At 62.2% G+C, this 25,114-nt stretch carries 28 protein-coding genes and 1 riboswitch; of the genes, 4 read left to right on the plus strand and 24 right to left on the minus strand.

What is annotated here, in order from left to right; all coding sequences use genetic code 11:
- Window positions 1-2: 2 nt before the first annotated feature.
- Both H8S34_RS04015 and H8S34_RS04020 read left to right on the plus strand, forming a co-directional pair.
- Window positions 3-1,073, plus strand: coding sequence for a DmpA family aminopeptidase (locus H8S34_RS04015; protein ID WP_235964116.1), 1,071 nt, complete (start codon window positions 3-5; stop codon window positions 1,071-1,073).
- On the plus strand, window positions 1,066-2,382 hold the full coding sequence (locus H8S34_RS04020) for a sodium-dependent transporter (RefSeq protein ID WP_186963111.1): 1,317 nt from the start codon (window positions 1,066-1,068) through the stop codon (window positions 2,380-2,382). The genes H8S34_RS04015 and H8S34_RS04020 overlap by 8 nt, the downstream gene beginning before the upstream one ends.
- A 43-nt stretch (window positions 2,383-2,425) precedes the next feature.
- Here the strand turns inward: H8S34_RS04020 and H8S34_RS04025 are convergent, their stop codons facing one another.
- The 4 genes from H8S34_RS04025 to H8S34_RS04040 all read right to left on the minus strand — a co-directional run bounded on the left by H8S34_RS04025 (window position 2,426) and on the right by H8S34_RS04040 (window position 5,949).
- The gene (locus H8S34_RS04025) at window positions 2,426-3,736 is read right to left on the minus strand and encodes a [Fe-Fe] hydrogenase large subunit C-terminal domain-containing protein (protein ID WP_101692336.1); all 1,311 of its coding nucleotides are present in this window, start codon (window positions 3,734-3,736) and stop codon (window positions 2,426-2,428) included.
- A gap of 31 nt (window positions 3,737-3,767) precedes the next feature.
- Window positions 3,768-4,190, minus strand: a complete 423-nt coding sequence (locus H8S34_RS04030) for an ATP-binding protein (RefSeq protein ID WP_101692337.1) — start codon at window positions 4,188-4,190, stop codon at window positions 3,768-3,770.
- Window positions 4,191-4,195: 5 nt separating this feature from the next.
- The gene (locus tag H8S34_RS04035; protein ID WP_101692338.1) at window positions 4,196-4,537 is read right to left on the minus strand and encodes a DRTGG domain-containing protein; all 342 of its coding nucleotides are present in this window, start codon (window positions 4,535-4,537) and stop codon (window positions 4,196-4,198) included.
- Between the two features lie 227 nt (window positions 4,538-4,764).
- Window positions 4,765-5,949: a DEAD/DEAH box helicase gene (locus tag H8S34_RS04040; protein ID WP_186963246.1), complete on the minus strand. Its 1,185-nt coding sequence runs from the start codon at window positions 5,947-5,949 to the stop codon at window positions 4,765-4,767.
- 297 nt (window positions 5,950-6,246) lie between these two features.
- On the opposite strand from H8S34_RS04040, the gene H8S34_RS04045 reads away from it, so the two are divergent.
- Entirely contained in the window at window positions 6,247-7,323 is a 1,077-nt protein-coding gene (locus H8S34_RS04045; RefSeq protein WP_101692339.1) for a 6-phosphofructokinase, read from the plus strand.
- Window positions 7,324-7,389: 66 nt separating this feature from the next.
- On the opposite strand, the gene H8S34_RS04050 is transcribed toward H8S34_RS04045, so the two are convergent.
- The 4 genes from H8S34_RS04050 to murA form a co-directional block, all read right to left on the minus strand.
- A complete protein-coding gene (locus H8S34_RS04050; RefSeq protein ID WP_186963112.1) occupies window positions 7,390-9,117 on the minus strand; it encodes a phospho-sugar mutase in 1,728 nt (575 codons plus the stop codon).
- A gap of 115 nt (window positions 9,118-9,232) precedes the next feature.
- Window positions 9,233-9,715, minus strand: coding sequence for a 23S rRNA (pseudouridine(1915)-N(3))-methyltransferase RlmH (gene rlmH, locus H8S34_RS04055; protein WP_101692341.1), 483 nt, complete (start codon window positions 9,713-9,715; stop codon window positions 9,233-9,235).
- Window positions 9,716-9,745: 30 nt separating this feature from the next.
- Window positions 9,746-10,534, minus strand: coding sequence for an MBL fold metallo-hydrolase (locus H8S34_RS04060; RefSeq protein ID WP_186963113.1), 789 nt, complete (start codon window positions 10,532-10,534; stop codon window positions 9,746-9,748).
- A gap of 100 nt (window positions 10,535-10,634) precedes the next feature.
- Window positions 10,635-11,930 carry a UDP-N-acetylglucosamine 1-carboxyvinyltransferase gene (gene murA / locus H8S34_RS04065; protein ID WP_101692343.1) on the minus strand — a complete coding sequence of 432 codons (1,296 nt, stop codon included), beginning with the start codon at window positions 11,928-11,930 and terminating at the stop codon, window positions 10,635-10,637.
- A 396-nt stretch (window positions 11,931-12,326) separates the two neighbouring features.
- On the opposite strand from murA, the gene H8S34_RS04070 reads away from it, so the two are divergent.
- Window positions 12,327-12,524, plus strand: a complete 198-nt coding sequence (locus H8S34_RS04070; protein ID WP_101692344.1) for an alpha/beta-type small acid-soluble spore protein — start codon at window positions 12,327-12,329, stop codon at window positions 12,522-12,524.
- Window positions 12,525-12,590: 66 nt separating this feature from the next.
- Here H8S34_RS04070 and obgE read toward each other — a convergent pair whose 3' ends face one another.
- The 16 genes from obgE to H8S34_RS04150 form a co-directional block, all read right to left on the minus strand.
- Window positions 12,591-13,868 carry a GTPase ObgE gene (obgE, locus tag H8S34_RS04075; protein WP_101692345.1) on the minus strand — a complete coding sequence of 426 codons (1,278 nt, stop codon included), beginning with the start codon at window positions 13,866-13,868 and terminating at the stop codon, window positions 12,591-12,593.
- A 149-nt stretch (window positions 13,869-14,017) separates the two neighbouring features.
- The gene (gene rpmA, locus H8S34_RS04080) at window positions 14,018-14,302 is read right to left on the minus strand and encodes a 50S ribosomal protein L27 (RefSeq protein WP_101692346.1); all 285 of its coding nucleotides are present in this window, start codon (window positions 14,300-14,302) and stop codon (window positions 14,018-14,020) included.
- 48 nt (window positions 14,303-14,350) lie between these two features.
- The gene (locus H8S34_RS04085; RefSeq protein WP_186963114.1) at window positions 14,351-14,677 is read right to left on the minus strand and encodes a ribosomal-processing cysteine protease Prp; all 327 of its coding nucleotides are present in this window, start codon (window positions 14,675-14,677) and stop codon (window positions 14,351-14,353) included.
- Between the two features lie 7 nt (window positions 14,678-14,684).
- Complete coding sequence (gene rplU / locus H8S34_RS04090; protein ID WP_101692348.1) at window positions 14,685-14,996, minus strand: 50S ribosomal protein L21; 312 nt, start codon at window positions 14,994-14,996, stop codon at window positions 14,685-14,687.
- 159 nt (window positions 14,997-15,155) lie between these two features.
- Window positions 15,156-16,373 carry a M20/M25/M40 family metallo-hydrolase gene (locus tag H8S34_RS04095; RefSeq protein ID WP_186963115.1) on the minus strand — a complete coding sequence of 406 codons (1,218 nt, stop codon included), beginning with the start codon at window positions 16,371-16,373 and terminating at the stop codon, window positions 15,156-15,158.
- Between the two features lie 8 nt (window positions 16,374-16,381).
- The gene (locus H8S34_RS04100) at window positions 16,382-17,401 is read right to left on the minus strand and encodes an ABC transporter substrate-binding protein (RefSeq protein WP_101692350.1); all 1,020 of its coding nucleotides are present in this window, start codon (window positions 17,399-17,401) and stop codon (window positions 16,382-16,384) included.
- 22 nt (window positions 17,402-17,423) lie between these two features.
- Complete coding sequence (locus tag H8S34_RS04105; RefSeq protein WP_101692351.1) at window positions 17,424-18,179, minus strand: ABC transporter permease; 756 nt, start codon at window positions 18,177-18,179, stop codon at window positions 17,424-17,426.
- Window positions 18,176-18,952 (minus strand): ABC transporter ATP-binding protein, encoded by a 777-nt coding sequence (locus tag H8S34_RS04110; RefSeq protein WP_235964112.1) that lies wholly within the window; start codon window positions 18,950-18,952, stop codon window positions 18,176-18,178. The genes H8S34_RS04105 and H8S34_RS04110 overlap by 4 nt, the downstream gene beginning before the upstream one ends.
- Window positions 18,934-19,593: a thiaminase II gene (tenA, locus tag H8S34_RS04115; RefSeq protein WP_186963116.1), complete on the minus strand. Its 660-nt coding sequence runs from the start codon at window positions 19,591-19,593 to the stop codon at window positions 18,934-18,936. Before tenA ends, H8S34_RS04110 begins: the two co-directional genes overlap by 19 nt.
- On the minus strand, window positions 19,590-20,231 hold the full coding sequence (locus tag H8S34_RS04120) for an HAD family hydrolase (protein WP_101692354.1): 642 nt from the start codon (window positions 20,229-20,231) through the stop codon (window positions 19,590-19,592). Before H8S34_RS04120 ends, tenA begins: the two co-directional genes overlap by 4 nt.
- Window positions 20,224-20,883 (minus strand): thiamine phosphate synthase, encoded by a 660-nt coding sequence (gene thiE, locus H8S34_RS04125; RefSeq protein ID WP_186963117.1) that lies wholly within the window; start codon window positions 20,881-20,883, stop codon window positions 20,224-20,226. The genes H8S34_RS04120 and thiE overlap by 8 nt, the downstream gene beginning before the upstream one ends.
- A complete protein-coding gene (thiM, locus tag H8S34_RS04130; protein ID WP_186963118.1) occupies window positions 20,864-21,700 on the minus strand; it encodes a hydroxyethylthiazole kinase in 837 nt (278 codons plus the stop codon). Before thiM ends, thiE begins: the two co-directional genes overlap by 20 nt.
- Window positions 21,701-21,708: 8 nt before the next feature.
- Complete coding sequence (gene thiW, locus H8S34_RS04135; RefSeq protein ID WP_186963119.1) at window positions 21,709-22,245, minus strand: energy coupling factor transporter S component ThiW; 537 nt, start codon at window positions 22,243-22,245, stop codon at window positions 21,709-21,711.
- Between the two features lie 13 nt (window positions 22,246-22,258).
- On the minus strand, window positions 22,259-22,555 hold the full coding sequence (locus H8S34_RS04140) for a thiamine-binding protein (protein WP_186963120.1): 297 nt from the start codon (window positions 22,553-22,555) through the stop codon (window positions 22,259-22,261).
- Window positions 22,552-23,352, minus strand: a complete 801-nt coding sequence (gene thiD / locus H8S34_RS04145; protein WP_186963121.1) for a bifunctional hydroxymethylpyrimidine kinase/phosphomethylpyrimidine kinase — start codon at window positions 23,350-23,352, stop codon at window positions 22,552-22,554. The genes H8S34_RS04140 and thiD overlap by 4 nt, the downstream gene beginning before the upstream one ends.
- A 121-nt stretch (window positions 23,353-23,473) precedes the next feature.
- Window positions 23,474-23,580: riboswitch (TPP riboswitch) on the minus strand.
- Between the two features lie 53 nt (window positions 23,581-23,633).
- Entirely contained in the window at window positions 23,634-25,028 is a 1,395-nt protein-coding gene (locus tag H8S34_RS04150) for a sodium-dependent transporter (protein WP_101692360.1), read from the minus strand.
- Between the last annotated feature and the right edge of the window lie 86 nt (window positions 25,029-25,114).

Below are 25,114 nucleotides of genomic sequence, written 5' to 3' on the forward strand. Positions count from 1 at the left end.
CCTTGCATCAGCTCCGTGCGGCCGACTACGGCCTGTGTGTGGGCTCGCTTCCCAAGGGCCCCCACAACCGCATCACCGATGTGCCCGGCGTCACGGTGGGGCACTGTACGGTGGACACGCCCGCCCATAAGACGGGGGTGACCGTCCTCTTTCCCTGTCCGGAAAATCCCTTTGTCCACAAGTTGCCCGCCGCCGCCTTTGTCCTCAACGGCTTTGGAAAGAGCGCGGGACTTATGCAGATCCAGGAGCTGGGCACCCTGGAATCTCCCATTGCCCTGACCAATACCCTCAACGTGGGCCTGGTCCACGATGCGCTGGTGGAGTACATGGTCCGCCGCTGTGACCGCGAGGGGGTGTCCATGCGCTCGCTCAATCCGGTGGTGTGCGAGTGCAACGATTCCACCCTCAATGACATCCTGCACCGGGCCGTGGGGGAGAAGGAGGTCTTTGCGGCCATGGAGGCCGCCGGGGCCGACTTTGCCGAGGGCGACGTGGGCGCAGGCAAGGGCATGGTCTGCCACGATCTCAAGGGCGGGATCGGCACCGCCTCCCGCTGCCTGGAGGTGGATGGAAAGACCTATACCCTGGGCGTCCTGGTCCTGGCCAACCACGGCAACCTGCGGGACCTGACCATCGCGGGGGAGCATATCGGCCCCCAGCTGGAGGAGCGCCTGCGCGTGGGCCAGACCGAGGACCAGGGTTCCTGCATCGCCATCGTGGCCACCGATCTTCCCCTGGATGCCCGCCAGCTGGAGCGGGTCGCCAAGCGGGTCAGTGTGGGGTTGGCCCGGCTGGGCTCCTACATCGGCCACGGTAGCGGGGAGGTCTTTTTGGCCTTCTCCACCGCCAACGCCTACGACCCCCGCGCGGAGGAAAAAATCCGCACGGTCTCTGCCTTCCGGGAGGACTCCATGGACCTTCCCTTCCAGGCTGTGGCCGAATGTGCGGAAGAGGCGGTGCTCAATGTGCTCTTTACCGCCCGCACCGTCACAGGCAGTCAGGGCAAGACTGTCCACGCCCTGACCGAGCTTTGGACCCCAAACACTTCCCAGGAGGCTTTCACTCATGAGTAAACAGACAAAATCCGGCCAGTTTACCAGCTCCGTCGGCTTCGTGCTGGCGGCGGTAGGCTCCGCCGTGGGCATGGGGAATATCTGGCTCTTCCCCTACCGCGTGGGCCAATATGGCGGCGGCGCCTTCCTCATTCCTTATTTCCTGTTCGTGGCCCTGTTCAGCTATGCGGGCCTGTCCGCCGAGTTTGCTCTAGGCCGTCTGACCGGCACCGGCACCTCCGGCTCCTTCGACTATATCCTCAAGCGCCGGGGACTGCGGGGCGGCTCCATCATCGGTATCATGCCGCTGGCCGGTGTGCTGGGCATTGCCATCGGCTACTCGGTGGTCGTGGGCTGGGTCCTGCGCTACTGCGCCGGGGCCATCACCGGCTCGGTCCTGCAGGGAGACGCCCAGGCCTATTTCGACACCCTGGCCGTGGACTTCGGCTCGGTCCCCTGGCATATCATCGCCGTGGCTCTCACCGCACTCATCCTGATCCTGGGCGTCGAGGGCGGTATCGAGAAGATCAGCAAATTCATGATGCCCACCTTCTTCGTCCTCTTTGTCATCATCGCGATCCGGGTCTTCTTCCTGCCCGGCTCGGCGGGCGGATATGCCTATCTCCTCAAGCCGGACTGGAGCTATCTGGCCAATCCCAAGACCTGGATCTACGCCATGGGACAGGCCTTTTTCTCCCTGTCCATCAATGGAGCCGGAATGCTGATCTACGGCAGCTATATGCGCAAGGATGAGGACATCATCAAGCACTCGGGCTACACCGCTATTCTGGATACCATTGCCGCGCTGCTGGCCGGCTTTGCGATCCTTCCCGCGGTCTTTGCCTTCGGCATCGACCCCACCAGCGGCCCCTCTCTCATGTTCGTCACCCTGCCTCAGGTCTTTCAGAAGATGCCCGCCGGACAGCTCTTTGCCATCATCTTCTTCATCTCGGTCTTTTTTGCCGGAATCACCTCTCTGGTGAACATGATGGAGGCGTGCAGCGAGGCCCTGTCCAACCGGCTGCACTTCTCCCGTACCGCCGCTGTGGTCACCATCTCGGTCATCGTCTTCGGCGTATCGGTCTTCCTGGAGTCCCTGCCCAAGATGGGCTCTTGGCTGGATGTGGTCACCATCTATATCTCCCCCTTCGGCGCAGTGCTGTGCGCGGTGTTCATCTATTTCCTGCTGGGAATCGAGCCCCTGCGGGAAGAGCTCAACCGCGGCCGTCTGAAGCCGCTGGGCCGTTCCTTCCCGGTCATCGGCTATTTCTACGTCCTGGTTTCCGCCGTAGTTGTGATCTGCGGTATTGCCATGGGCGGTATCGGTTAATCAAAAAGGCGCTTACCCAGTTGGGTAAGCGCCTTTTTTGCCTTTATTCTGTTTCCGCCTTTTTCTGCCGGAAGGGGGGAGGGAGATAGACATCGGTCCCGCCCGGTCCGGCCACATCCCGCATACGCTCCCGTACCCGGAAAATGCAGTCGTCCAGAGAGGCCCGCCCCAGCACCACATCCTCCGCAAAGGCATGGCAGTTGGGTGCGCCGCAGGAACCGCAGTGCAGTCCCGGCAGGCGGGACTCCAGCGCTTCGATCCGCAGGTGCTTGGCCATGGCCTCCGCCCGGTCTTCATCCAGACGGAAAGCAGGACTATACTGAAGGATCCGGCTGAATTGCAGATCCTTCTCCTCCTCCTGACCTAGGGGCTGGACACATCGGTCCACCGGCTGCTGATTCATCATCCGGCGGATGCGCATACGGGCGGCATATGGGTTCTCCACAGTCAGGCAGCCGCCCACACACCCCTGGGTACAGGCCGAAAGCTCGATGAACTCCACCTCGGGCTGGCGGCCGTCTTCAATCTCCTCCAGCATCTGGATGGAATTCTCAATCCCATCCACCGCCAGATACTTATTGGACCCCCGGGCGTGACATTCTCCGCTGCAGATGGCCACGCCGATTCCGGTTGCGCCGGCCGAGAGCATGGGCTCCGGCTCTTCCAGCAGCTCCATGGCCCGCAGCAGCGGGATATAGATATCACGGATCGCAAAAGCGCCGTCCAGTACCGGGGACTCCAGTCCCTCCGGCCGGTGGCTGGCCGTGGCCTTGGCCGGACAGGGGACGATGGCAAAGACCCCGATTTCCTCCGGCGGCAGTCCCGTTTCCTTCTCCGCCTCCCGGCGGGCCAGGGTGGCCGCCAGCTCCATGGGCAGGATGAGGGGGTCAATGTGCTCAATGAGCCGCGGGAAACGGATGCGGATCAGCCGCAGGATGGTGGGACAGTTGGCCGAGATCAGGGGTACGGGGCTTTTTTCCTCCGTCCCCCGGCGGGAGGTGTATTCCGCCAGCAGCTCCGCTGCTTTGGCGGCCTCAAACACTTTATGAAAACCGATTTTTTTCAGTCCGTTCAGCACCAGGTCGATGTCCCACATGTGCTGAAACTGACCATAGAGGGCAGGTTCCGGGATTGCTACACAGTAACGGTAGTCACGCAGCCGCTCCAAATTATCGCTCACCGATTTAATGGCGCGGTGGGGGCACACCTGGATGCAGCGCCCACAATCGATACACCGGTCCGACAAGATCAGAGCCTTTCCCCGCCGGACCCGGATGGCCTCGGTCGGGCAGTTCTTGATGCAGGTCGTGCAGCCCCGGCAGCGGTTCCGGTCCAGGACAACAGAGTGCTTCATCGCAGTATCAACTCCAGGTTCCACGCAGGCATCATCCGATCTTGAGCTTCATGGTGACCACGGTCCCTTTGCCCACCTCGGTCTCAATGTTCATCTCGTCAGAGTAGCGCTTCATATTGGGCAGGCCCATACCGGCGCCAAAGCCCAGACTGCGCACCTCGGGGCCGGCGGTGGAATACCCCTCCTCCATGGCCTTTGCCACGTCGGGGATGCCCGGACCCTCGTCGATCATTTTCAGGACGATCTGGTCCAGCGTAACCTCCACCTCGGCGCGCCCGCCGTTGGCGTGGATGACCATGTTGATCTCACCCTCATACATGCAGATCGCTGCCTTGCGGATGACATCGGACGGAAGGCCCAGCTTCTTCAATGTCATCTTCATCTTGCTGGAAGCCTCACCAGCCTCGATGAAGTCGCCTCCCTCCACAGGGTATACCAATTTAACAGGTTCCATCGGATCTAATTCCCCCTTAATCCATTGCTGTAAAGCAGCCCGCAGGCGCTGTACATACGCTCGCCGCAGGTCATGACCACAATGCCACGCTCCTGCGCCATCTGAATAATGTCCTCATCCGGGCGCTTGCCCCGGACAAAAACGATGCACTTGATGTCCGTCATCTCTGCCGTACGCACCACCTGCGGGTTGACCAGACCGGTCAGCAGCAGATTTTGGTTATGGACAAAGGCCAGCACATCGCTGAGAAAGTCGCTTCCGCAGGCAGAAACGACCTCCTGATCTAACCGGTCCTCTCCACAGAGAACAATGGCATTGAGGACCTCCTTAACCTGATGCAGTTGCATAAAAAGACCTCCGCTTCGTGGAATATATTGAAAAGTAAACTTGGAGTTCTAGCTATTTGGTATTTTACCACAGAACGCCGAACGGTGTAAAGAATTTCTTCATAGAAGTTGACACAAAGCGGTAAAATCTCTGAAAAAGCAAATCTTTTTCCGTAATTCGGAATCCTAAGCAAAATGGCTGTGCCCGCGGCATCGCCGCGGGCAGCTCTGCTTCCTCGAAAGGCGGCTTACGCCTTTTCCTCCACCAGCATCAGGCATCCGTCCTGGTCATAGCGCAGGCGCTGGATCTCGGCCTTGGTATTGCTGACAATACTGTCCATCCGGATCCCCTCGGTGATGTTGGCCACAAAGGTATAGGCCACTCCGTGGCGCTTGGCGCGGCCGGTCCGGCCGATGCGGTGTGTATAATTCTCCATCTCATCGGGCACATCATAGTTAAAGACCGCATCCACATCGTCGATGTCCAGTCCCCGGGCCGCCACATCGGTGGCCACTAGTACCCGCAGCTCGCCCTTCTTGAACTTGTCCAGGGTACGCTCCCGCACCCGCTGCTGAATGTCCCCGTGGATGGCCTCGCAGGAGATCCCACGCATCTTCAGAAGCCCCGCCAGGCGATCGGTCATGTTCTTGGTATTGCAGAAGGCGATGGCCCGCTCATACCCGCCGTGGGCAATGAGAGCGGCGATGGTATCCAGCTTCTGCTCCCGGTTGTCCAGATCAATCCGGTACTGCTGGATGTCGGGCTTGGAGTCCTCCACCGGGCGGACGGTGATCTCTACCGGGTCGCGCTGGTAGACCCAAGAGATGTCCATGACCTCTCGGGAGATGGTGGCCGAGAACATGCCCATATTCTTCCGGTGCTTGATCTGATCCAGGATGCGGGTCACATCCCGCACAAAGCCCATGTCCAGCATCCGGTCGGCCTCATCCAGCACCACGGTCTCCACCTTGTCCAGCCGCACGGTGCGCCGCTTCATATGGTCCATGAGGCGGCCCGGAGTGGCCACCACGATCTGGGGCCGCTTCTTGAGCTGGGTGATCTGCTTTTCAATGGGCTGTCCGCCGTAGAGGCAGGCCACCCGCACGCCCTCCTTGAAGGCACACAGATCCCGCAGCTCATCCTGGATCTGAATGGCCAGCTCCCGGGTGGGGGCCAGGATCAGTCCCTGCACATCGGTGGATTCCGGGTCGATATGCTCCACCATGGGAATACCGAAGGCAAAGGTCTTGCCCGTTCCCGTGGGGGCCTTGGCGATCACGTCTCTCCACTGCATGAAGTAGGGGATGGCACCCGACTGCACCTGTGTGGCCTGCACATAGCCCTTCTTCTCAATGGCCTTCATTACGGCCTCGGAGAGCCCGAGGTCGGCATAGTTGGACAGGCCTTCCACCTGTTCGCCGTTGATTTCCATCATAATACGTTCCTTCCTTTCGCTGTGCCCGATTCAAGGTCCCCATCCATCGGCACACACGTCCGGAACGCCGTTTTCCCGGCGCGACCTCAAATCACAGGGAAGGTTTCTCCCCCGGCTCATTTGCATTCCTGCAATTTTTTAATTGTAACATATAAGGCGATTTTATGCAACTAAAGCCGGGGATTTCCGTGCATTTCCCGCCATAATCTCCCTTCGGGGCTTGACAGGAAACGACCAGACTCCTATGCTGAAGAAAAGCGGACGGAGCGATACAGAAAAGGAGGCATACAGCCAATGAAAAAACGAGTGGGTATCCTCACCTCCGGCGGGGACTGTCCGGGTCTCAACGCCACACTGCGGGGTGTTGCCAAAGCGCTCTACCAGCGCATGGGAGATCAGGTGGAGATCATCGGCATTGCAAACGGCTATCACGGCCTGATCCATGGAGACTGGCGGGTCATGGAGCCCCGGGAGTTCTCAGGCATCCTCACCGTGGGCGGCACCATCCTGGGCACCCGGCGCACCCCCTTCAAGCTCATGCGGGTGGTGGGGGAGGACCAGGTGGACAAGGTCGCCGCCATGAAGCAACACTATCAGGAGATGAAGCTGGACTGTCTGCTCTGCCTGGGCGGAAACGGTACCCACAAGACCGCCAATCTCCTGGCGGAGGAAGGGCTCAACATCATTGGCCTCCCCAAGACCATCGACAATGACATCTACGGCACCGACGTCACCTTCGGGTTCCACTCCGCGGTGGACATCGCCACTGAGGCCATCGACCGGGTGCACACCACCGCCGGCAGCCACAGCCGCTGCATGGTGGTGGAGCTGATGGGCAACAAGGCCGGCTGGCTCACCCTCTATGCCGGCATCGCCGGCGGCGCGGATATCATCCTCATTCCCGAGCTGCCCTATACCATCGAAAATGTCTGCGCTGCCATCGAGCGCCGGGCCGCCCAGGGGAAGACCTTTTCCATTCTGGCCGTAGCCGAGGGCGCCATGGATGCCTGCGAGGCCCGCATGAAGAAAAAGGAGCGCGCGGCCAAGCGGGCAGAGGCGGGCTATACCACCGCCACCAACCGTATCGCCAAGCAGATCGAGGAGCTGACCGGGTTTGAGACCCGGGTCTGCGTCCCCGGACACATGCAGCGGGGCGGCAGTCCCTCCCCCTATGACCGGGTGCTGGCCACTCAGTTCGGCTCCTACGCCGCCAAAATGGTGGAGGACGAAAACTACGGCATTACCATCGCCATGAAGAACAACCATGTGGGTGAAAATAAGCTCAAGGATGTGGCCGGCAAGAGCCGCCTGGTCCCGGAGAGCCACGGCATGCTGGAGGTGGCCCGCCGCATGGGCATCAGCATGGGCTGAACACACAGGGAAGGACCCGGGGCAGAAGTATCTCTTCTGCCCCGGGTCCCTTTGTTTCTGTGACTCTTAGCCCTTCAGGCTCTCGGCCCAGGCGGCATACTTGGCCACCTTCTCGTCACACACAGCCTTGTCCGCGCCGTTGGCCAGGATATAGACCTTGACCTTGGGCTCGGTGCCGGAGGGACGGACGATGATGCTGGTGCCGTCGGCCATCTCATAGCGCAGCACGTTGGAACCGGAGAGCTCCATGGTGCTCTTGGCGCCGTCGGAGACACGGACCACGCTGCCGTCCTTGTAGTCCTTCTGCTGCTCCACGGCCACACCGGCGATCTCCACCGGGGGATGCTCCCGCAGGCCGGCCATCAGGTCAGCCATCTTCTTCAGGCCGTCCAGGCCGGGCATGACCAGGTTGAGGGTCTTCTCCCCGTAATAGCCGTACTCCTCAAAGCATTTCTGGAGGGCGTCGTACAGGGTCATGCCCTGTCCGGCATACCAGGCCGCCATCTCGGTGAGGAGCAGGGCGGCGGTGACGGCGTCCTTGTCCCGGACATAGTCGCCCAGCATATAGCCGTAGCTCTCTTCGTAGGAGAAGATGACCTTCCCCTCGCCGGAGGCCTCCAGCTTGTTCTTCTTCTCGGCCATGAACTTGAAACCGGTGAAGGTGTCAAAGCACTTCACGCCGTTGGTCTCAGCCACCTTGCGGGCCATCTCGGTGGTGACGATGGTCTTGAGGGCCACCGCATTGGCGGGCAGCGTACCCGCGCGCTTCCGGGCCCCGATGAGGTAATCCAGCAGCAGCACGCCGGTCTGGTTGCCGGAGATGACGATATACTCGCCCTGGTCGTTGCGGACCATGATGCCCACCCGGTCGGCGTCGGGGTCGGAGCCCAGGATGAAGTCGGCGCCTTCCTTCTTGGCCAGCTCCACCGCCAGGTAGAATCCCTCGGGATTCTCCGGGTTGGGGGAGACCACGGTGGGGAAGTTTCCGTCCACCACCATCTGCTCCGGTACGCAGAGCACATGCTTCATGCCCAGACGGCGCAGCGTCTCGGGAATGAGCTTGTAGCCTGTCCCATGGAAGGGGGTGTAGACCATCTTGAAGGTGTCCGCCACCTTCTCCACGGCGGCCTTGTCGTTCATCTGGCCCATGACATTGGCGAGGAATTTCTCGTCGGTCTCCTCTCCCATCAGGGTGATCATGCCCTTGGCCACCGCCTCATCGTAGTCCATGCGCCGGATGGAGGTGAAGAGATCCAGCTCCTCCATCTTTTTCGCAATGGCCGCGGCGTGGTGGGGGGGCAGCTGGGCGCCGTCGGCCCAGTAGACCTTATAGCCGTTGTACTCCTTGGGGTTGTGGCTGGCCGTGACGTTCACGCCGGCAATGCAGCCGTACTCCCGCACCGCGAAGGACAGCTCCGGGGTGGGGCGCAGGGACTCGAACAGGCGCACCTTGATGCCGTTGCCCGCCATGACGCAGGCGGTCTCCCGGGCAAACTCCTGGGAGTGGTTGCGGCAGTCAAAGCACACCGCTACGCCACGCTCCACGGCCTCGCTCCCCTCGGCCAGGATGACCTCGGCAAAGGCCTGGGTGGCGTGGCGGATCACGTGGATATTCATCTGATGCAGGCCCACGCACATGGTGCCCCGCAGGCCGGCGGTGCCGAACTCCAGAGGGGCAAAGAAGCGGGACTCGATCTCTTTTTCATCATTGGCAATGCTCTGGAGCTCAGCCTTCTCCTCCTGGGAGAGGGCGGGGCTGTTCAGCCACTGCTCATATCGTTCACGATAGGACATGGGAAGGACCTCCAATCCATTGATTTACAAGTATAGACGGGCTCTGACATGGTTATTATAGCGCAAAAAGGCCGCAAATTCCAGCCGAATTTTAGGATTTTCTCCAGAAAGGTCCTTATTTATGATAGCTGGACCCCTCATTGATCTTGAAGCCGCGGTAGATCTGCTCCAGCAGCATGACCCGGGCCAGGTGATGGGGGAAAGTCATGGGCGACATGGAGAGCTTGACCCACGCCTGGGCCTTGATGGAGGGATGCAGACCGTAGGAGCCGCCGATGAGAAAGACCAGATGCTTGGCGCTGTTCTGGCTCCAGTCGGCCAGGAGCCGGGCCACCTCCTCGCTGGAGCGGAGCTTTCCCTCCACGCACAGGGCAACCAGGCTGGCGCTGGGGGGGAGCTTGGCGCGAATGGCGTCGGCCTCCTTTTCCAGCGCGGCGTCGATCTGTCCCTGGGAGGGGTTCTGGGGCAGGCGCTCCTCGGGTAATTCCACCACCTGGAGCTTACAGTACCCGGACAGGCGCTTGACATACTCGGCGCAGGCCTCCAGGTAGAATTTTTCCTTCAATTTCCCCACACAGATGAGGTGCACACTCAGCATGTTCTCTTCTCCTCTTGGCACAGTATGTACTCAGACCACATAAGTCTGTCCCACTTCGGCCCGGGGGGCCACTTCCAGCCGCACATCCCGGCCCACGGCCGCCCCCTGCCGCTCCAGCGCGGCCGAGACCGTCTCATAGGCCCGGGCAGGGGTGTTGTTCTCCTTGGAGAGGTGGGCCAGCAGTATGGTATTTGCTCCCTCCCGCACGGCGGAACAGATGAGCTCGGCGCCCGCCTGGTTGGACAGGTGGCCCCGCTCACCCAGCACCCGTGCTTTCAGAAAATAGGGATAGGGGCCCGACTGTACCCACTCCACCTCGTGGTTGGTCTCAGCCACCAGCAGGTGGCTGCCCTTGATCCCCCGGCGCACCTCCTCGGTGGGACAGCCCAGGTCGGTGACCACTGCCGCCTTCCGCCCGCCCGCCGAGAGGGCATAGCCATTGCTCTGAGCCGTGTCGTGGGGGGTGGCAAAGGTCTCCACGGCCACGCCGCCCACCTCAAAGGATACCCCCGGGGTGAAGGCGTGCATCCGGGCCTCCAATGTGGGGATGCGGCAGCACAGCGCCCCCGCCGTGCCGTGGCTGGCATAGACAGGGAAGGAGAGCTGTTTGGCCAGCGTGGTCAGGCCGCAGATGTGGTCGGAGTGCTCATGGGTGACCAGCACGCCGGACAGACTCCCGGGATCGATCCCCAGCCCTTTGAGGGCCGTTGTGATCCGCCGGGCCGAGATCCCTGCGTCCACAAGGATATGGGTTGTGCCATCCGAGACCAGCGTGCAGTTGCCGCTGGAGCCGCTGGCCAGTGTCGTCAGTGTCAGCAAAAAAATCGCTCCTACTTTCTATGGTCCAAAATCCGAAAAAAGGGGCGGCGGAAATCCGCCGCCCCTCAGTGCGTCAGCATTCTCGTTGGAAAAAGGCCGGTCAGCCCGCAGTGGCCTCGCTCTGCTCCTCATCGGGAGTGATCACCACGCGGATATCCGCGCCCACCCCGGAGAGCTTGCGGACAATGTCCTCATAGCCCCGCTCAATGTGGTGGATGTTGCTGATCTCAGAGGTGCCCTGGGCCGCCAGAGCGGTGATGATCATGGCGGCACCCGCCCGCAGGTCACAGGCGCGCAGCCGGGCTCCGGTGAGCTTCTCCACACCCTCGATGACCGCGATCTTGCCGTCCACCTGGATCTGTGCGCCCATACGGCGGAACTCGTCCACATAGCGGTAACGGTTGTCCCACACGCCCTCGGTGACCACGCTGGTCCCCTGAGCCAGGCAGAGCACTGCGGCGATCTGGGGCTGCATGTCGGTGGGGAAGCCCGGATAGGGCAGGGTCTTGACGTTGGTACGGGTCAGCTTGCCGGTGCGGCGGACCAGCACTGCGTCGTCCCGCTCCTCCACGTCCACGCCCATCTCCACCAGCTTGGCGGTGATGCACTCCAGATGCTTGGGGATAACGTTCTTAATGAGAACCTCACCGCCCGCGGCCGCCACGGCCGCCATATAGGTGCCCGCCTCAATCTGGTCGGGGATGATGGAGTACATCCCACCGCCCAGACGCTCCACGCCGCGGATCTTGATGACGTCGGTACCGGCGCCCATGATGTCGGCGCCCATGGAGTTGAGGAAGTTGGCCAGGTCCACGATGTGGGGCTCCTTGGCGGCATTCTCAATGACCGTCAGGCCCTCGGCCAGGGTAGCCGCCAGCATGATGTTCATGGTGGCGCCCACCGAGACGATATCCATATAGACAGTGGTACCGGTCAGCCGGCCGCCCTTGGCCTTGGCGTGGATATAGCCGCCCTTTACGTCCACATCGGCCCCCATGGACACAAAGCCCTTGATATGCTGGTCGATGGGACGGCCGCCCAGATCACATCCGCCCGGCGGGGGAACCTCCGCGCTGCCGAAGCGGCTGAGGAGGGCCCCGATCAGGTAGTAGGAGGCCCGGATCTTGCGGGCCAGTTCCTCCGGGACCTTGGAATTGTGGATATGGCTGCAATCAATGTCCACCGTCGTCCGGTTGACGGTGCGCACATCGGCGCCCAGATCCTGAAGGATATTCAGGATCAGCGTAACATCGCTGATCTGCGGGATATTTTCGATCCGGCAGACGCCGTCCACCAGCAGGGTGGCCGGGATAATGGCAACGGCCGCGTTCTTCGCGCCGCTGATGGAAATCTCACCAAAAAGCGGTTTCCCGCCGTGAATCACATACTTTGTCAAGACCGCACCTTCTATTCTCCAGTCCGGGAGGACCCGGCAGTAAAACGGCCGGACGAATTGCGCCCGGACCCATCATTATGTCATGTTCCCGGCGGCCGAAAGGCCGCCCATCTCAATGCTAAGATATTATAGCATCATACCCCTGTAAAATCAAAACAATTTTCTTCAAAAACAAAAAGAGTCTGAACCCTTCTCTTTATAACTATACCAAAAACATGCCCCATAGAAACGCTTTTTATGCTACGCGTCCAAATGAAAGCAATTAGTGACGGCTTGAGGCTGTTTCCAGTTTTACTATGAATTAGCAATCACGAAAAACACATAGAAATCGCCTTCGGGGCAAAGCTATGTTCGGATTCTCAATCCAAACAAACAACACGTAAGGAGATGCATGTTATGTCTACCAATTCTAATCAGCCTTCTGTCCCCAATGCCCGCGAGGCCCTCAACAAGTTCAAGATGGAGGCCGCTTCCGAAGTCGGCGTCAACCTGAAGCAGGGCTATAATGGCGACCTGACCAGCCGTGAGGCCGGTTCCGTGGGCGGCCAGATGGTCAAAAAGATGATCCAGGCCTATGAGAACTCCATGAAGTAAGCTTTCCCCAAATACGGACCTGTCATAGATGGAGCCGGGCGGCAAATGCCGCCCGGCTCCGTTTTTTTATTTCTGATATTCAAATTCCAGGTTGTAGAGGGAGACGATATCCCCGTCCTGAATCCCCATCTCCTCCAGCCGGTCGTAGAGGCCGGACTGGCGGAGCATCTTGTCAAACCAGCTTCTGGATTCGAAGTCCCCAAAGTTGGTGTTGGCCATCAGGCGCTGGAGCCAGGGGCCCTCCACGATCCAGGTGTCGTCCTCATGGCGGATGTCCAGCGGCGCGCTGGTATCCACCTGGGTGGGCCGCTCCACATAGGTGGGCTCATAGACCGTAATGGGGGGCAGGTCCTGCAGCTCCTTGGCTGCGGCGAACATCAGCTCCCGAGTGCCCTGGTGGGCGGCCGCCGAGATCTCAAAGAAGGGCATGCCCAGCCCCTCCACATGGGCCTTGAGGGCCTCCAGGCCGGTACGGTCGGCGGCGATGTCCACCTTGTTGCCCGCCACGATCATTCGGCGGGAGGCCAGCTCGGGGGAGTACTCCTGGAGCTCGGCCTGGATGGCCTCGAAGTCGGCCACCGGATCACGGCCCTCGCTGCCCGATACATCCACCACGTGGATGAGCAGGCGGCAGCGGTCCACATGCCGCAGGAAATCATGGCCCAGGCCGGCGCCCTCACTGGCGCCCTCGATGATACCGGGGATGTCGGCCAGGATGAAGGACACCCCCTCATCCACATACACCACGCCCAGGTTGGGGAAGAGGGTGGTAAAGTGGTAGTTTGCGATCTTGGGCTGGGCCTTGGACACCACCGAGAGGAGGGTGGACTTGCCCACGTTGGGGAATCCCACCAGGCCCACATCGGCCAGGAGCTTGAGCTCCAGAATCACGTCCCGGGTCTGACCGGGCAGGCCAGCCTTGGCAAAGTTGGGCACCTGGCGGGTGGGGGTGGCAAAATGCTTGTTGCCCCAGCCGCCCTTGCCGCCCCGGGCCAGCACAAAGGGCTCGTCCCCGGACATATCGCAGATGATCTCCCGGGTCTCAGCGTCCCGGACCACGGTGCCGCGGGGGACCTTGATGATGAGGTCCTCGCCGTCCTTGCCGGTGCAGCGCTTGCCGGAGCCGTCCATGCCGTTTCCGGCGCTGTACTTTCTCTTGTAGCGGAAGTCCATCAGCGTGGACATATGCCCGTCCACCTGAAGGATGATGTTGCCGCCCCGGCCGCCGTCGCCGCCGTCGGGTCCGCCGGCCGCCACATACTTCTCCCGGTGGAAGGCCACCGCGCCGTTTCCGCCGTTGCCGGAGCGGACGGTGATCTTCGCGGTATCAATAAATTGAGGCATCGTAAAATCCTCCTGTTCTATCAGTGGGCGGACAATGTCCGCCCCTACACGGTTTCTCTTCGGTAGGGGCGCACATTGTGCGCCCACGGTCCTATCTTACAAAAAGAGCCCCGAACGGTTTCCGTCCGAGGCTCTCTCATACCCGATTGTTACTGGGCGATCTCCACAATGGAGACCTGCTTGCGATCCTTACCCAGACGCTCGAACTTGACCTTGCCGTCCTTCAGAGCGAACAGAGTATCGTCGCTGCCCTTGCCCACATTGACGCCGGGGTGGATGTGGGTGCCGCGCTGACGGACGAGGATGTTGCCAGCCAGAACGAACTGACCGTCGCCGCGCTTGACGCCGAGACGCTTGGACTCGGAATCACGGCCGTTACGGGTGGAGCCGACGCCCTTCTTGTGGGCGAAGAACTGAAGACCGATTTTCAGCATTGTCGTACACCTCCAGACATGTGTGTCGATGATGCGCGATGGAGAAGGTCAGTCCTCCTCCACCACGAGAATGTGTTGCGGATACTCCTCGTGCAGCTCGGTGAGGTAGAGCATCAGCGCCGTCAGAAGGGTCTGACAGGTGCTCTCGTTGCTCTGGCTCAGGCCGCCGGGGAGCCGAAGGGAAACGCTGTCCTCCCGGACCTTGACCGAGGCCTCCAGACCGAGTACGTCGTTGACGGCGCACTCTGTCATGCGGATGGCGCTGGTCACCGCCGCGCAGACGATGTCGCTTCCCGCTTCAGCGTAGCCGCTGTGGCCCTGGGCGGTAAAGCCCACCACGCGGTCGCCTTCCATGCGAAAGGATATGGTAGTCATATCCGGATTACACGGAGATCTTGCCGATGGTCACCTTGGTGTAGGGCTGACGATGACCCTGGCGCTTGTGATAGCCCTTCTTGGGCTTGTACTTGAAGACCATGATCTTCTTGCCCTTGCCGTTCTTCACCACGGAAGCGTCCACCTTGGCGCCAGCCACCACGGGGGTGCCGAAAGTAGCCTTCTCGCCGTCGATGACAGCCAGGACCTGATCAAACACGATGGCGTCGCCAGCCTCGTTGGGCAGCTTCTCGACGAAAATGGTATCGCCCTCCGCCACCTTGTACTGCTTGCCGCCGGTCACAATGATTGCCTGCATTCTGATTTCACTCCTTCATAACGGACTCGCTCTCAGGGGCGGGAAGAGGGGGGACCCCGCTTCCGCTTGCAAACCCAGTCAAAGCGGCTCTAATAGTATATCAATGCCTCTTTGTATTGTCAATCATTTTTGCGAATATATTCTGTTTTCCCTCTATTTCTACGCGCAGGGGTTCCGGAGCGCCCCCTTCTGCCGGGGCAGCAGCCCCAGGGTCAGCGCGCACAGGGCGGTGCGCTGGCGGATGGATGGGATGGACACCCGCTCCCGGGTGGTGTGGATGTCCTCGGCCAGGGCGGAGAGGGCGTCCACCGTGGGCACCCCGAAGGTGCTCAGGTAGGCCGCGTCGGTGGCGGAGGGATCGCTGATCTCCCGAGCGGTGAGACCCAGAAGGCGGCAGGGCTCCTCCAGGAGCGTCCAGGCCCGGTGGTTGGCCTCCCCCGGCTCCATGGCGGGGAAGAGGGTGCGGTACTCCACCTTCACCCGGCACCCTTCCACTGTGACCTGTCTCGCCATGGCATCCAGCTTTTCCTGGATGGCGGCAAAATCCCGGTTCTCCGGAATGCCCGCGCAGCAGAACTCTCCCCGGGCCTCTCCGGCCACCACACCGTTGGGGCGGCCGCCTGAGATGGGGGCCACATTGAAATAGATCCCCCGCTCCAGGTCGTTGAACCCATAGAGCCGGATGATCTGATGGGCCAGCTCCAGCACCGCGCTGCGCCCCTCCAGATAGGCCTTCCCGGCGTGGGCCTCCCGGCCCTCCACCTGGATAGAGCCCAGGATCACGCCCCGGCGGCCGGTGACAAAGCAGGGCTGTCCCTCCCGCTCCCGGCCCCCCTCAAAGACCAGGGCACAGTCGGCTCCCGCCGCCTCCCGGCGGTAGAGCTCCCGGCCGGACTGAGAGCCAGTCTCCTCGTCACAGGTAAAGAGGTATGTCAATTCCCAGGGCGGGAGCAGCCCCGCCTTTTTCAGGATCAGGGCGCCGAACAGGGAGATGAGCACCCCGCTCTTGCAGTCTCCCGCGCCCAGGCCCCAGGCCCAGTCCCCCTCCACATGGAAGGGGTGTTCCGCCGCCGCGCCCAGTCCGAACACCGTGTCCAGATGGGCCGCCAGGAGGACACGGCCCTGGACCGGTCCCTCCGGCCGCACCCGGGCCACCAGATGCTTTCCAAGGCCGGGGGCCGGAACCTCCTCGATCTGTGCCCCCAGCTCCTCCAAAAGGGGGCGCAGAAGCTGCCGCACCGCCTCGTTTCCCGTTTCCAGTCCGGTGCCGCTGTCCTGAGCACACAGTTCACCCAGGAGAGTAAGCTGCCGTGGAAGAACCTCCTCCGCCCCGGTCAGGGCCAGACGGAGGAGAGTTTGCTTTTCCTGCTCGTCCATGGCCGCTCCTATTCGCCCAGGAGGTCCACCATGACCTCCGCCGGGTCAAAGCCCTCCTGGATCATGCCCACCGACTGGAGCCAGTCGATGTTCTCCTGCCAGACCGCCTCGTCCTGGGAGAGGAAGGCGCCGCCCTCCCGGTCCATCAGGGGCAGGAGCACATCAAAGCTCTTGCGCTCCACCGACTCGGTGAGGGGGAAGTTCTCCTCGTCCTGATTGGCCAGCAGCAGCTGGAGAGCCTCCTCCGGGTCGGCCTGCATGTCGGCAAAGCCCTTCTCACAGGCCCGCAGGAAGCGGGTGTAGGTGTCCCGCTTCTCCTCCAGCTGTTTCTCTCCGGTGACCAGCATCAGGGAGTAATAGTTGGGCACCCCGTAGTCGGTGACCTTCATCACATCCATGGGGAAGCCCTGCTCCTCCAGGGCGGGGATCTCGTGGTTGAGGAAGCACCCATAGGTGGCGTCCACATTGCCGGTGGTCATGGCGCTCATCAGATCGAAGCCCACGTCGATCATCTCCACGTCATCCAGGGACGCCCCCACGCTCTGGAGCATCTGCTCCACCGCCACCTCGCCGAAGCGGGTGCCCGAGTAGCCGATGGTCTTACCCACCAGATCGGAGGCGCTGTGGATCCCCTGCTCCGCCAGGGAGCAGACCACGGCCACCGGCTCCTGCACCACCGCGCCCAGCACCTTCACAGGCACGTCCTCGTTGGCCTTGGCGATGATGGTGTCTTCCTGATAGTAAAAACCGATGTCGGCCTTGCCTGCCGCCGTCATGGTGAGAGGGTCGCTGGTGTTGGAGGGGAAGAGGATGTTCACCTGCAGGCCCTCCTGGGCAAAATATCCCTTTTCCTCCGCCTCATAGAGGAAGGCGTGGACTGCGTTGGGGTACCAGTCCAGCACTACATCCACGGTCTCCAGTTCTTCCCCGCCGGCAGAGGGGGCGGGAGTCTCTCCCTGGGCCCCGCAGCCCGTGCCGCTCCACAGCAGCAGGGCGCTCAGGCCCAGGGCCAGTTTGCGTCGTCTCATGGTTCCATTTCCTTTCTGTGTCTCAGGATTCGCCCCGCCAGCGGACGATCTTCTTTTCCAGCAGAGCCACCACCCCCACCGCCAGCATGGCGGCCAGGGAGAGCAGCACGATGGGGGCAAAGACTCCCGCGCCGTTGAGCTGGGTCATCATCCGCCGGGAGAAATAGCCCAGCCCGCTCTTGGCTCCCAGCCACTCACCGATGGCCGCGCCGATGACGCTCATGGGCACAGCCATCTTCACTGCGGAGAAGAAGTAGGGCAGGGCACAGGGCACCTTGATGCGCAGAAAGATATCCCGCCGGGTGGCCCCGTAGGTGAGGAGAAGCTCGGCCATCTCGGTCTGGGCCGAGCGCAGGCCGTCATACACCGTGATGGTGATGGGGAAAAAGGTGATGAGCACCGTCACCAGCACCTTGCTCCAGATCCCATACCCAAACCACAGCACGAAGAGGGGGGCAATGGCGGTGGTGGGGATAGTCTGGGAGATCACCACCAGGGGATAGAGCATCCGGCGCACCAGGGCGCTGGCGTCCATGGCCACCGCCAGAGCCAGGCCCAGCACCAGGGAGATGGCAAGGCCGATGGCGGTCACTCCCATGGTGGCGGGCAGATGGACCGTAAAGAGGGGGCCCCGCAGCTCCCACAGCGTCTGGAGGATCTGAACGGGAGAGGGGAGGATATAGGCCGCATCCAGTCCCATGGCCCCCGCCTGCCACAGCAACAGCAGGGCAAAGAGAAAGATCAGGGCCGGAAGATTGGTCCTGCACGCACGTTTCATACCGCCACCTGCTTTCTCAGCAGCGCAATGAGCTGCTCTTTCAGCTCCACCATGGCCGGGTCCTTCAGGCAGGACCGGTCCCGGGGATCGGAGGCGGGCACCGGAATCTCAGTCAGGGCACGGATGGGGGTGGACTCCACCACCAGCACACTCTGGGAGAGAAAGAGGGCCTCCTCCACATCGTGGGTAATAAAGAGGATGGTCTTGTGGTGCCGCCGCCACTGGTCCAGGAGCCACTCCTGCATGGAGATGCGGGTCAGGAAGTCCAGGGCCGAGAAGGGCTCGTCCAGAAGGAGGAGGTCGCTGCCCGTGAGCATGGTGCGGGCAAAGGCGGCCCGCTGGCGCATCCCCCCGGAGAGCTCCTGGGGCATCTTATCCCCGCAGCCGGGCAGGCCCACATCGGCCAGTGCCTCCTCCGCCCGCTCCCGCCGCTCCTTCCGGCTGTACCCGCCCTGGATCTCCAGGGGAAGGGCCACATTCTCCCCCACGCTCCGCCAGGGGAAGAGCAGGTCCTTCTGGGGCATATAGCCGCAGTAGCCCTTGCGTCCGGCAATGGGCGTGCCGTCTACCCGGATGGTCCCGCCCTTGGGGGCAAGCAGACCGTTGGTCATGCGGAAAATGGTGCTCTTTCCGCAGCCGCTGGCCCCAATGATGCAGTGGAAAGAACCGGGCTCCACCTGAAAGGAGAGGCGGTCGATGATGTCAAAATCCTCGCTGGGGTACTGGTAGGAGACCTCCTCAAAGGCCAGCGCGCTCATGCTTCCAGTTTCCATGCCATCTCCCAGAAGCCCAGCTCATACCGGCTGCACGCCACAAAGATCTCCTCCAGCCGGCGGTACTCCTCCTCACTGCACCCTGCTGCCAGGGCGTCCATCCGCTCCACCAGGGCGCGGTTGGTCTCCTGATACTCCTCCGAGGAATAACCCTGGACCCACTCACCGTAGAAGGGGTGCTCCAGCGCGCCGGGCCGTGCGGCCAGACGTGTTCCGATCTCCGCATAGCTCCAGGAGCAGGCCAGAATGGCGGCCACGATCTCTGCCGGACCGCCCGCGGCGGCAGCCGAGAGCATGTAATTGGTGTAGGAGAGGTTGGGCAGGGCGGGACGCACCGCGAAGACCTGCTCCTCCGTGATGCCCAGGCGGGCCATGTAGGCCCGGTGGATCTTCATCTCGCCCCCCAGGATGGCATCCACATTGGCCGAGAAGAAGCGCATCAGCTCGGGGCTGCGGGCCTTTACCACGCCCCAGGCAAAGACGCGGGCGTAATCAAAGAGGTACAGATAGTCCTGGAGCAGGAAGTACCGGAATTTTTCCACCTCCAGGGTGCCGTCCCCAATCCCGGTGACAAAGGGATGGGCATGGCAGGCCTCCCAAATGGGTCGGGCGGCCTCATAAAGACGCTGGGTCACAGTCATAGAACGCAGTTCCTCCAATCGGTGATGGTCTCATGGGCGAGGGCGCACACCTGGGGCCAGTCCCCGGCGTAGGCCTCCTCGGCCACGCCCACCACGTAAAATCCCGCCTCCCGGGCGGTGCGTACGGCGTAGAGCGCATCCTCAAAGACGGCGATCTCGCCCGGCGCCGCCCCCAGACGGCGGGCGGCCTCCAGATAGATGTCCGGTCGGGACTTTCCCACCCCCAGGGTCTCGCAGCTGAGGAGGAAGTCAAAGTATCCGTCCACCTCCAGCCGTTCCAGGCAGGCGTGGGAGAGGGGCTCAGCCGTGGCGGTGGCCACACAGAGGCGGACCCCCCGGTCCCGGAGTCCCTCCAGATATGCCTTCACGCCCCCCTTGAGTGGGATGTCCCGGCGGTAGTGGTCTTCCATGACGGCGTGCATCTCCTCCACAATGGCCGCAGGTGGGCCCGGGATGTGGAAGGTCTCCATAAAATAGGCGGCCGACTCCAGCATGGTCATGGGGCCGATGGGGGCCAGCTGCTCCGCCGTGGGAGATACGCCCCGCTGTTCCAGATAATCCCGGCCCAATCGCCGCCAGTATCCCATGGAGTCCACCAGGGTGCCGTCCATGTCGAAAATGCAAAAGCCCTTATCCATGGGTCGCCACCAGCTCCTCGGCCAGGGTGCGCAGATGGGCGGTGGCCGCGCCAGGATCGGGCTGGGCAAAGATAGCGGAGACCACGGCCACGCCATCCACCCCGCTCCCCTGGAGCTGGAGGAGGTTGTCCGCGCTGATGCCGCCGATGGCCACCACGGGGATGTCCACCGCGTCGCAGATGGCCCGCAGCGCCTCCACTGTCAGGCTCTTGGCGTCCTTCTTGGTGGTGGTGCCGAAGACCGCGCCCACGCCGATGTAGTCGGCCCCCGCCTGCTGGGCGGCCACGGCGGTCTCCACCGTGTTGGCCGAGATACCCAGGATCTTATCCGGGCCGATCATGGCGCGCACATCCTTGCCTACGATGTCGCTCTGGCCCACATGGACGCCGTCGGCATCGCACTCCAGGGCCACTTCAATGGAGTCGTTGACCACAAAGGGCACGTGATAGCGCCCGGCCTGCTCTTTGAGGATCTCGGCCTCAGCTAGAAAGGCGTCGTGGTCCATCCCCTTCTCCCGGACCTGAAGGAAAGTGGCGCCGCTGCGCAGCACCTCCTCGGTCACCTCGGGGAGGGTGCGCTCCCCCAGCCAGCTCCGGTCGGTCACGGCATAGAGCAGCATGGCGCTGCGGATCTCATCCCTGGTAAATTTCATAGCGTACTCCTTCTCTCAGTTCGTCCTCGGTCAGATTAAACACCGCGTCGATCAGATCGGTGCGGAAGGTGGCGTTTCCGGTGCCGTTTTGGAGGCGGCGGGCCTCGGCCCGCTCTCCCGCCAGATCCATGGCAGCCACGGCGGCAGCCGCTGCCGCCAGCGGGCGCTCCGGGTTGGCCCCGCAGAAGGCCCCCAGCAGGGCGGTGAGCATACACCCGCTCCCCGTCACCCGGCTCATGGTGGGCACGCCGCCCCGGATCAGAACGGTCTGTGTTCCGTCGGACAGGATGTCCACCTGGCCCGAGAGGGCGGTCACCGCCCCCGTAGACTCCGCCAGACGGCGGCACAGCTCCACGCCCCGGGAGAGATTCTCCTCGGTGACCGCGTCGCCGGCCGACACATCCACGCCGCTCCCGCCCTCTGCGCCCAGGGCCAGGGCGCGGATCTCGGAGGCATTGCCCCGGATCACGGTGAAGCGCAGCTCGGCGAGGAGGCGGCGGCAGGCCTCCCGCCGCAGGGAGGTGACCCCCGCCGCCACCGGGTCCAGTACCACCGGGATGCCCAGCTGGTTGGCCCGCTTTCCGGCCAGGAGCATGGCCTCCACATCCCCGATGGCGCCCAGGTTCAGGACCAGGGCCTGGACCCCCGCCACGGCCTCCTCCACCTCACGGATGTCATGGGCCATGGTGGGAGAGCCGCCGGCGGCCAGCAGGATATTGGCGCAGTCGTTGACGGTCACAAAATTGGTAATGCACTGGACCAAGGGGGTACGCTCCCGCACCGCCCCCAGGCAGGAGGCAAGTTCCGTTCTCTCCATGCTTCACCTCAGCGCTTGAGCTGCTCCAGCATCCGATCCAGTGCACCGGAACGCTTAAGGAGCAGGATAACGGCGCAGCCCATCAGGCCGCCCACAGCGGAGGAGGGCAGGTAAGCCGGGATGTAGAAGAAGGGGGACTGGGCGTCCAATCCGTAGAACTGCTTCATCAGGGGATAGGCCACCATGGCGCTGATAAAGCCGGTGCCGATGACCTCACCCACATAGCCCATCCACAGTTTCTGGGTCTTCTGATAGAGCAGCCCCGAGAGGAACGCGCCGAACACGGCGCCCACCACCGCCTGGATGGTCCGCCCGGTAAGCATCCGCAGCAGTCCCGTGAGGAGGGCCGCCGCAAAGCCGTACCAGGGCCCCAGGAACACCGCGCCCAGGATGTTGCAGAAGTGCTGGAAGGGCGCCATGGAGGGGAAGTAGACAAAGGTGGAGAGTACAAAGCCCAGGCCCGCCAGCATGGCAGCCAGTACCATCCGGCGCACGGAAAGGCTGTTGGCACGGGTCATGGTATGAGTATCCGCAGTCACTTTCATTTCGGCAGCCTCCTCAACGATTCTGATATTTGCCCGTCTTGTCGTCGATGGTCCACACGCCGTCGGGCTTATAGCTGATCTTCACATAGCTCATCACGCCGGGGGCGCCGGCCTCCACGCAGATACGGCAGCACTGTTTGACGATGTCCAGAAGCTCCTCCAGATCGCCCTCCAGCGTGGTCTCGAAGGGCCCCACCACATAGTGCAGCCCCGTGGAGGCCAGATAGGCGATGACCTCGTCCACGATCCGCCGGGTCTCCTCCTGCTCCATCACCTTGGGCAGGACCTGAATGGCAATGCTTGCGTTCATCGTACGCTTCCTCCTTCTGCAATGGCGTAGTTGTGCTTGAGCGGGCCGCTGCCCTGGCCCAGATCCAGCTGGGCCTCCATGGCCGCGGTAATATAGGCCTTGCCCTTCCGCACTGCCTCGGGCAGCTCCTCCCCCAGGGCCAGGAAGGAGGCGATGGCGGAGGAGAGGGTGCAGCCCGAGCCGTGGTTGTTGGGATTGTCTACCCGGGGGGAGCGGAACCAGATGGCCTCGCCCTTCCACCAGAGGAGGTCATCCGCCGTATCGCTCCGATGGCCGCCCTTGACCAGTACGCCCCCGGGGATCCGCTCTCCAATGGTGCGGGCGGCGCGGAGCATGTCTGCTTCGCTCTCCACCGCAAAGCCGCACAGCCGCTGGGTCTCGGGGAGATTGGGCGTGATCACCGCCGCCAGGGGGAAGAGCTCCTCCATCAGCGCGGTGAGGGCGGTGTCCTGCATGAGAGCGCTGCCGCTGGTGGCCACCATCACCGGGTCCACCACAATACGCTCCGCCCGGTATTCCCGCAGCTTGGCGGCAATGACGCGGATGATGTCAGCGTTGGAGACCATGCCGATCTTTACCGCATCGGGCCGGATATCCTCAAACACGCAGTCCAGCTGTGCGCCCACAAAAGCCGGGGTCGCCTCCAATACCTCCCGCACGCCGGTGGTATTCTGGGCCGTCAGGGCGGTGATTGCGCTCATGCCATACACCCCCAGGCAGGTCATGGTCTTCAGGTCGGCCTGGATCCCGGCGCCGCCGCTGGAATCACTGCCCGCGATAGTCAAAACTCGTCTCATCTGCTTGCCTCTCCTTTTTTCGTTTGGATTTCTGTGGGGCAGACCAAAAAAGGCGGGATGTCCCAACTGGGACATCCCGCCTCAAGCGTTTCTCTATGCTCCTCCGTACGAAGGAGAACCGCACGAAGTCTGTGCCGCGTCCCTACGTTGGCATTACCCACATCAGGTAAGGTCGAGGGACTCGCCCCTCCTCTCAGCCCCCTCGCGGGAGCTCCCTTGCGTGTTTTATTGTAGGACTAACGAAACCTTCTGTCAATCCCTATTTCCGGGGATACAGGCAATCAGCCCTTGGGGGCAAACTTATCCCAGTAGCCCATGAAGAAGATGATGAGCACGATCACGGGAAGGACAAAGGTAAAGTAAACGCGCAGCTTTCCGGGGAAGCGGGCGCCCTCACCCTGGTTGGCCTCCTTCAGGAAGTTCTCATAGCCCCAGCCGTATTTGTCGGAGACACAGCAGAAGAGCAGATAGACCACCGAGCCCAGAGGCAGCAGGTTGTTGCTGACCAGGAAATCCTCCAGGTCCATGATTCCCATGCCCAGCACCTTCACGCCGCTCCACAGGTTGTTTCCCAGCAGGCAGGGCAGGCTCAGCAGGAAGATGAGCACCAGGTTGGCCAGCACCGCCTTGCGCCGGGAAATGGCCCACTTGTCCATCCAGCAGGCCAGAATGTTCTCAAAGACCGCCGTCACGGTGGAGAGGGCCGCAAAGAAGAGGAACACAAAGAACATGGCGCCCCACAGCCGGCCGCCGGGCATGGCGTTAAAGACATTGGGTAGGGTGACAAAGATCAGATTGGGGCCCGCGTCGGGCTGCACCCCGAAGGCAAAGGCCGAGGGGAAGATGATCAGACCCGAGATGAAGGCCACACAGGTATCCAGGATACCCACGCTGATGGCCTCGCCGAACAGGCGGCGCTCCTTGCCGATGTAGCTGCCGAAGATGGCCATGGCGCCGATGCCCAGGCTCAGGGTAAAGAAGGCCTGACCCATAGCGTCATAGATGGCACGGAACAGGCGGAAGTTCCCCTCGCCGTCGTACATCAGGTTGTGGAAATTGGGCACCAGATAGAACTTCAGGCCCTCTATCGCCCCGGGAAGGGTGACGGCGCGCACCGCCAGCACCACCAAGAGCGCCAGCAGGCAGAGCATCATGGCCTTGTTGATCTTCTCCACGCCATTTTGCAGTCCCCGGCTGCACACCAGCATGCCCAGCACCACCACAATGGCCATAAAGAGCAGCTGGATACCAGGGGTGGCCACCATCTGTCCATAGGCATCCGCCACACCGGCGGTATCCAGACCCTCAAAGCGACCCAGCACCATCTTGCAGAAGTACAGCAGAAGCCAGCCGGCAATGGTGGTATAGAACATCATGAGCAGGTAGTTGCCCGCCATACCGAACCAGCCGTACCAGTGCCACTTGCTGCCCTTGGGCTCCAGCTGCTGGAAGGAGACGATCACACTCTTCCGGCTGGCTCGCCCCACCGCAAACTCCATGGCCATGATGGGCAGACCCATCACCACCAGGAAGGCCAGGTAGATCAGCACAAAGGCTGCGCCGCCATACTGTCCCACAATATAGGGGAAGCGCCACACATTTCCCAGGCCAATGGCGCACCCGGCTGAGATGAGCACAAAGCCCAGCCGGGACGCAAAGGTCTCTCTCTCTTTCACATCCGTTTCCTCCTTGCCTCTTTTGGGCACAACGCCCACACATATGTTGACATTTTACCCCGTTTTCCCATCAACTGTCAACCTTG

It is taken from the genome of Pseudoflavonifractor hominis (assembly GCF_014288125.1).
In the GTDB taxonomy this organism is placed as follows: Bacteria; Bacillota; Clostridia; order Oscillospirales; family Oscillospiraceae; genus Pseudoflavonifractor_A; species Pseudoflavonifractor_A gallinarum.

Bases quoted from the DNA above. Each gene is read 5' to 3' on its own strand.
- H8S34_RS04020 (WP_186963111.1), top strand. From the start codon at position 1,066: ATGAGTAAACAGACAAAATCCGGCCAGTTTACCAGCTCCGTCGGCTTC.
- H8S34_RS04025 (WP_101692336.1), bottom strand. From the start codon at position 3,736: ATGAAGCACTCTGTTGTCCTGGACCGGAACCGCTGCCGGGGCTGCACG.
- H8S34_RS04030 (WP_101692337.1), bottom strand. From the start codon at position 4,190: ATGGAACCTGTTAAATTGGTATACCCTGTGGAGGGAGGCGACTTCATC.
- H8S34_RS04035 (WP_101692338.1), bottom strand. From the start codon at position 4,537: ATGCAACTGCATCAGGTTAAGGAGGTCCTCAATGCCATTGTTCTCTGT.
- H8S34_RS04040 (WP_186963246.1), bottom strand. From the start codon at position 5,949: ATGGAAATCAACGGCGAACAGGTGGAAGGCCTGTCCAACTATGCCGAC.
- H8S34_RS04045 (WP_101692339.1), top strand. From the start codon at position 6,247: ATGAAAAAACGAGTGGGTATCCTCACCTCCGGCGGGGACTGTCCGGGT.
- H8S34_RS04050 (WP_186963112.1), bottom strand. From the start codon at position 9,117: ATGTCCTATCGTGAACGATATGAGCAGTGGCTGAACAGCCCCGCCCTC.
- rlmH (WP_101692341.1), bottom strand. From the start codon at position 9,715: ATGCTGAGTGTGCACCTCATCTGTGTGGGGAAATTGAAGGAAAAATTC.
- H8S34_RS04070 (WP_101692344.1), top strand. From the start codon at position 12,327: ATGTCTACCAATTCTAATCAGCCTTCTGTCCCCAATGCCCGCGAGGCC.
- obgE (WP_101692345.1), bottom strand. From the start codon at position 13,868: ATGCCTCAATTTATTGATACCGCGAAGATCACCGTCCGCTCCGGCAAC.
- rpmA (WP_101692346.1), bottom strand. From the start codon at position 14,302: ATGCTGAAAATCGGTCTTCAGTTCTTCGCCCACAAGAAGGGCGTCGGC.
- H8S34_RS04085 (WP_186963114.1), bottom strand. From the start codon at position 14,677: ATGACTACCATATCCTTTCGCATGGAAGGCGACCGCGTGGTGGGCTTT.
- rplU (WP_101692348.1), bottom strand. From the start codon at position 14,996: ATGCAGGCAATCATTGTGACCGGCGGCAAGCAGTACAAGGTGGCGGAG.
- H8S34_RS04095 (WP_186963115.1), bottom strand. From the start codon at position 16,373: ATGGACGAGCAGGAAAAGCAAACTCTCCTCCGTCTGGCCCTGACCGGG.
- H8S34_RS04100 (WP_101692350.1), bottom strand. From the start codon at position 17,401: ATGAGACGACGCAAACTGGCCCTGGGCCTGAGCGCCCTGCTGCTGTGG.
- H8S34_RS04105 (WP_101692351.1), bottom strand. From the start codon at position 18,179: ATGAAACGTGCGTGCAGGACCAATCTTCCGGCCCTGATCTTTCTCTTT.
- H8S34_RS04110 (WP_235964112.1), bottom strand. From the start codon at position 18,952: ATGGAAACTGGAAGCATGAGCGCGCTGGCCTTTGAGGAGGTCTCCTAC.
- tenA (WP_186963116.1), bottom strand. From the start codon at position 19,593: ATGACTGTGACCCAGCGTCTTTATGAGGCCGCCCGACCCATTTGGGAG.
- H8S34_RS04120 (WP_101692354.1), bottom strand. From the start codon at position 20,231: ATGGATAAGGGCTTTTGCATTTTCGACATGGACGGCACCCTGGTGGAC.
- thiE (WP_186963117.1), bottom strand. From the start codon at position 20,883: ATGAAATTTACCAGGGATGAGATCCGCAGCGCCATGCTGCTCTATGCC.
- thiM (WP_186963118.1), bottom strand. From the start codon at position 21,700: ATGGAGAGAACGGAACTTGCCTCCTGCCTGGGGGCGGTGCGGGAGCGT.
- thiW (WP_186963119.1), bottom strand. From the start codon at position 22,245: ATGAAAGTGACTGCGGATACTCATACCATGACCCGTGCCAACAGCCTT.
- H8S34_RS04140 (WP_186963120.1), bottom strand. From the start codon at position 22,555: ATGAACGCAAGCATTGCCATTCAGGTCCTGCCCAAGGTGATGGAGCAG.
- thiD (WP_186963121.1), bottom strand. From the start codon at position 23,352: ATGAGACGAGTTTTGACTATCGCGGGCAGTGATTCCAGCGGCGGCGCC.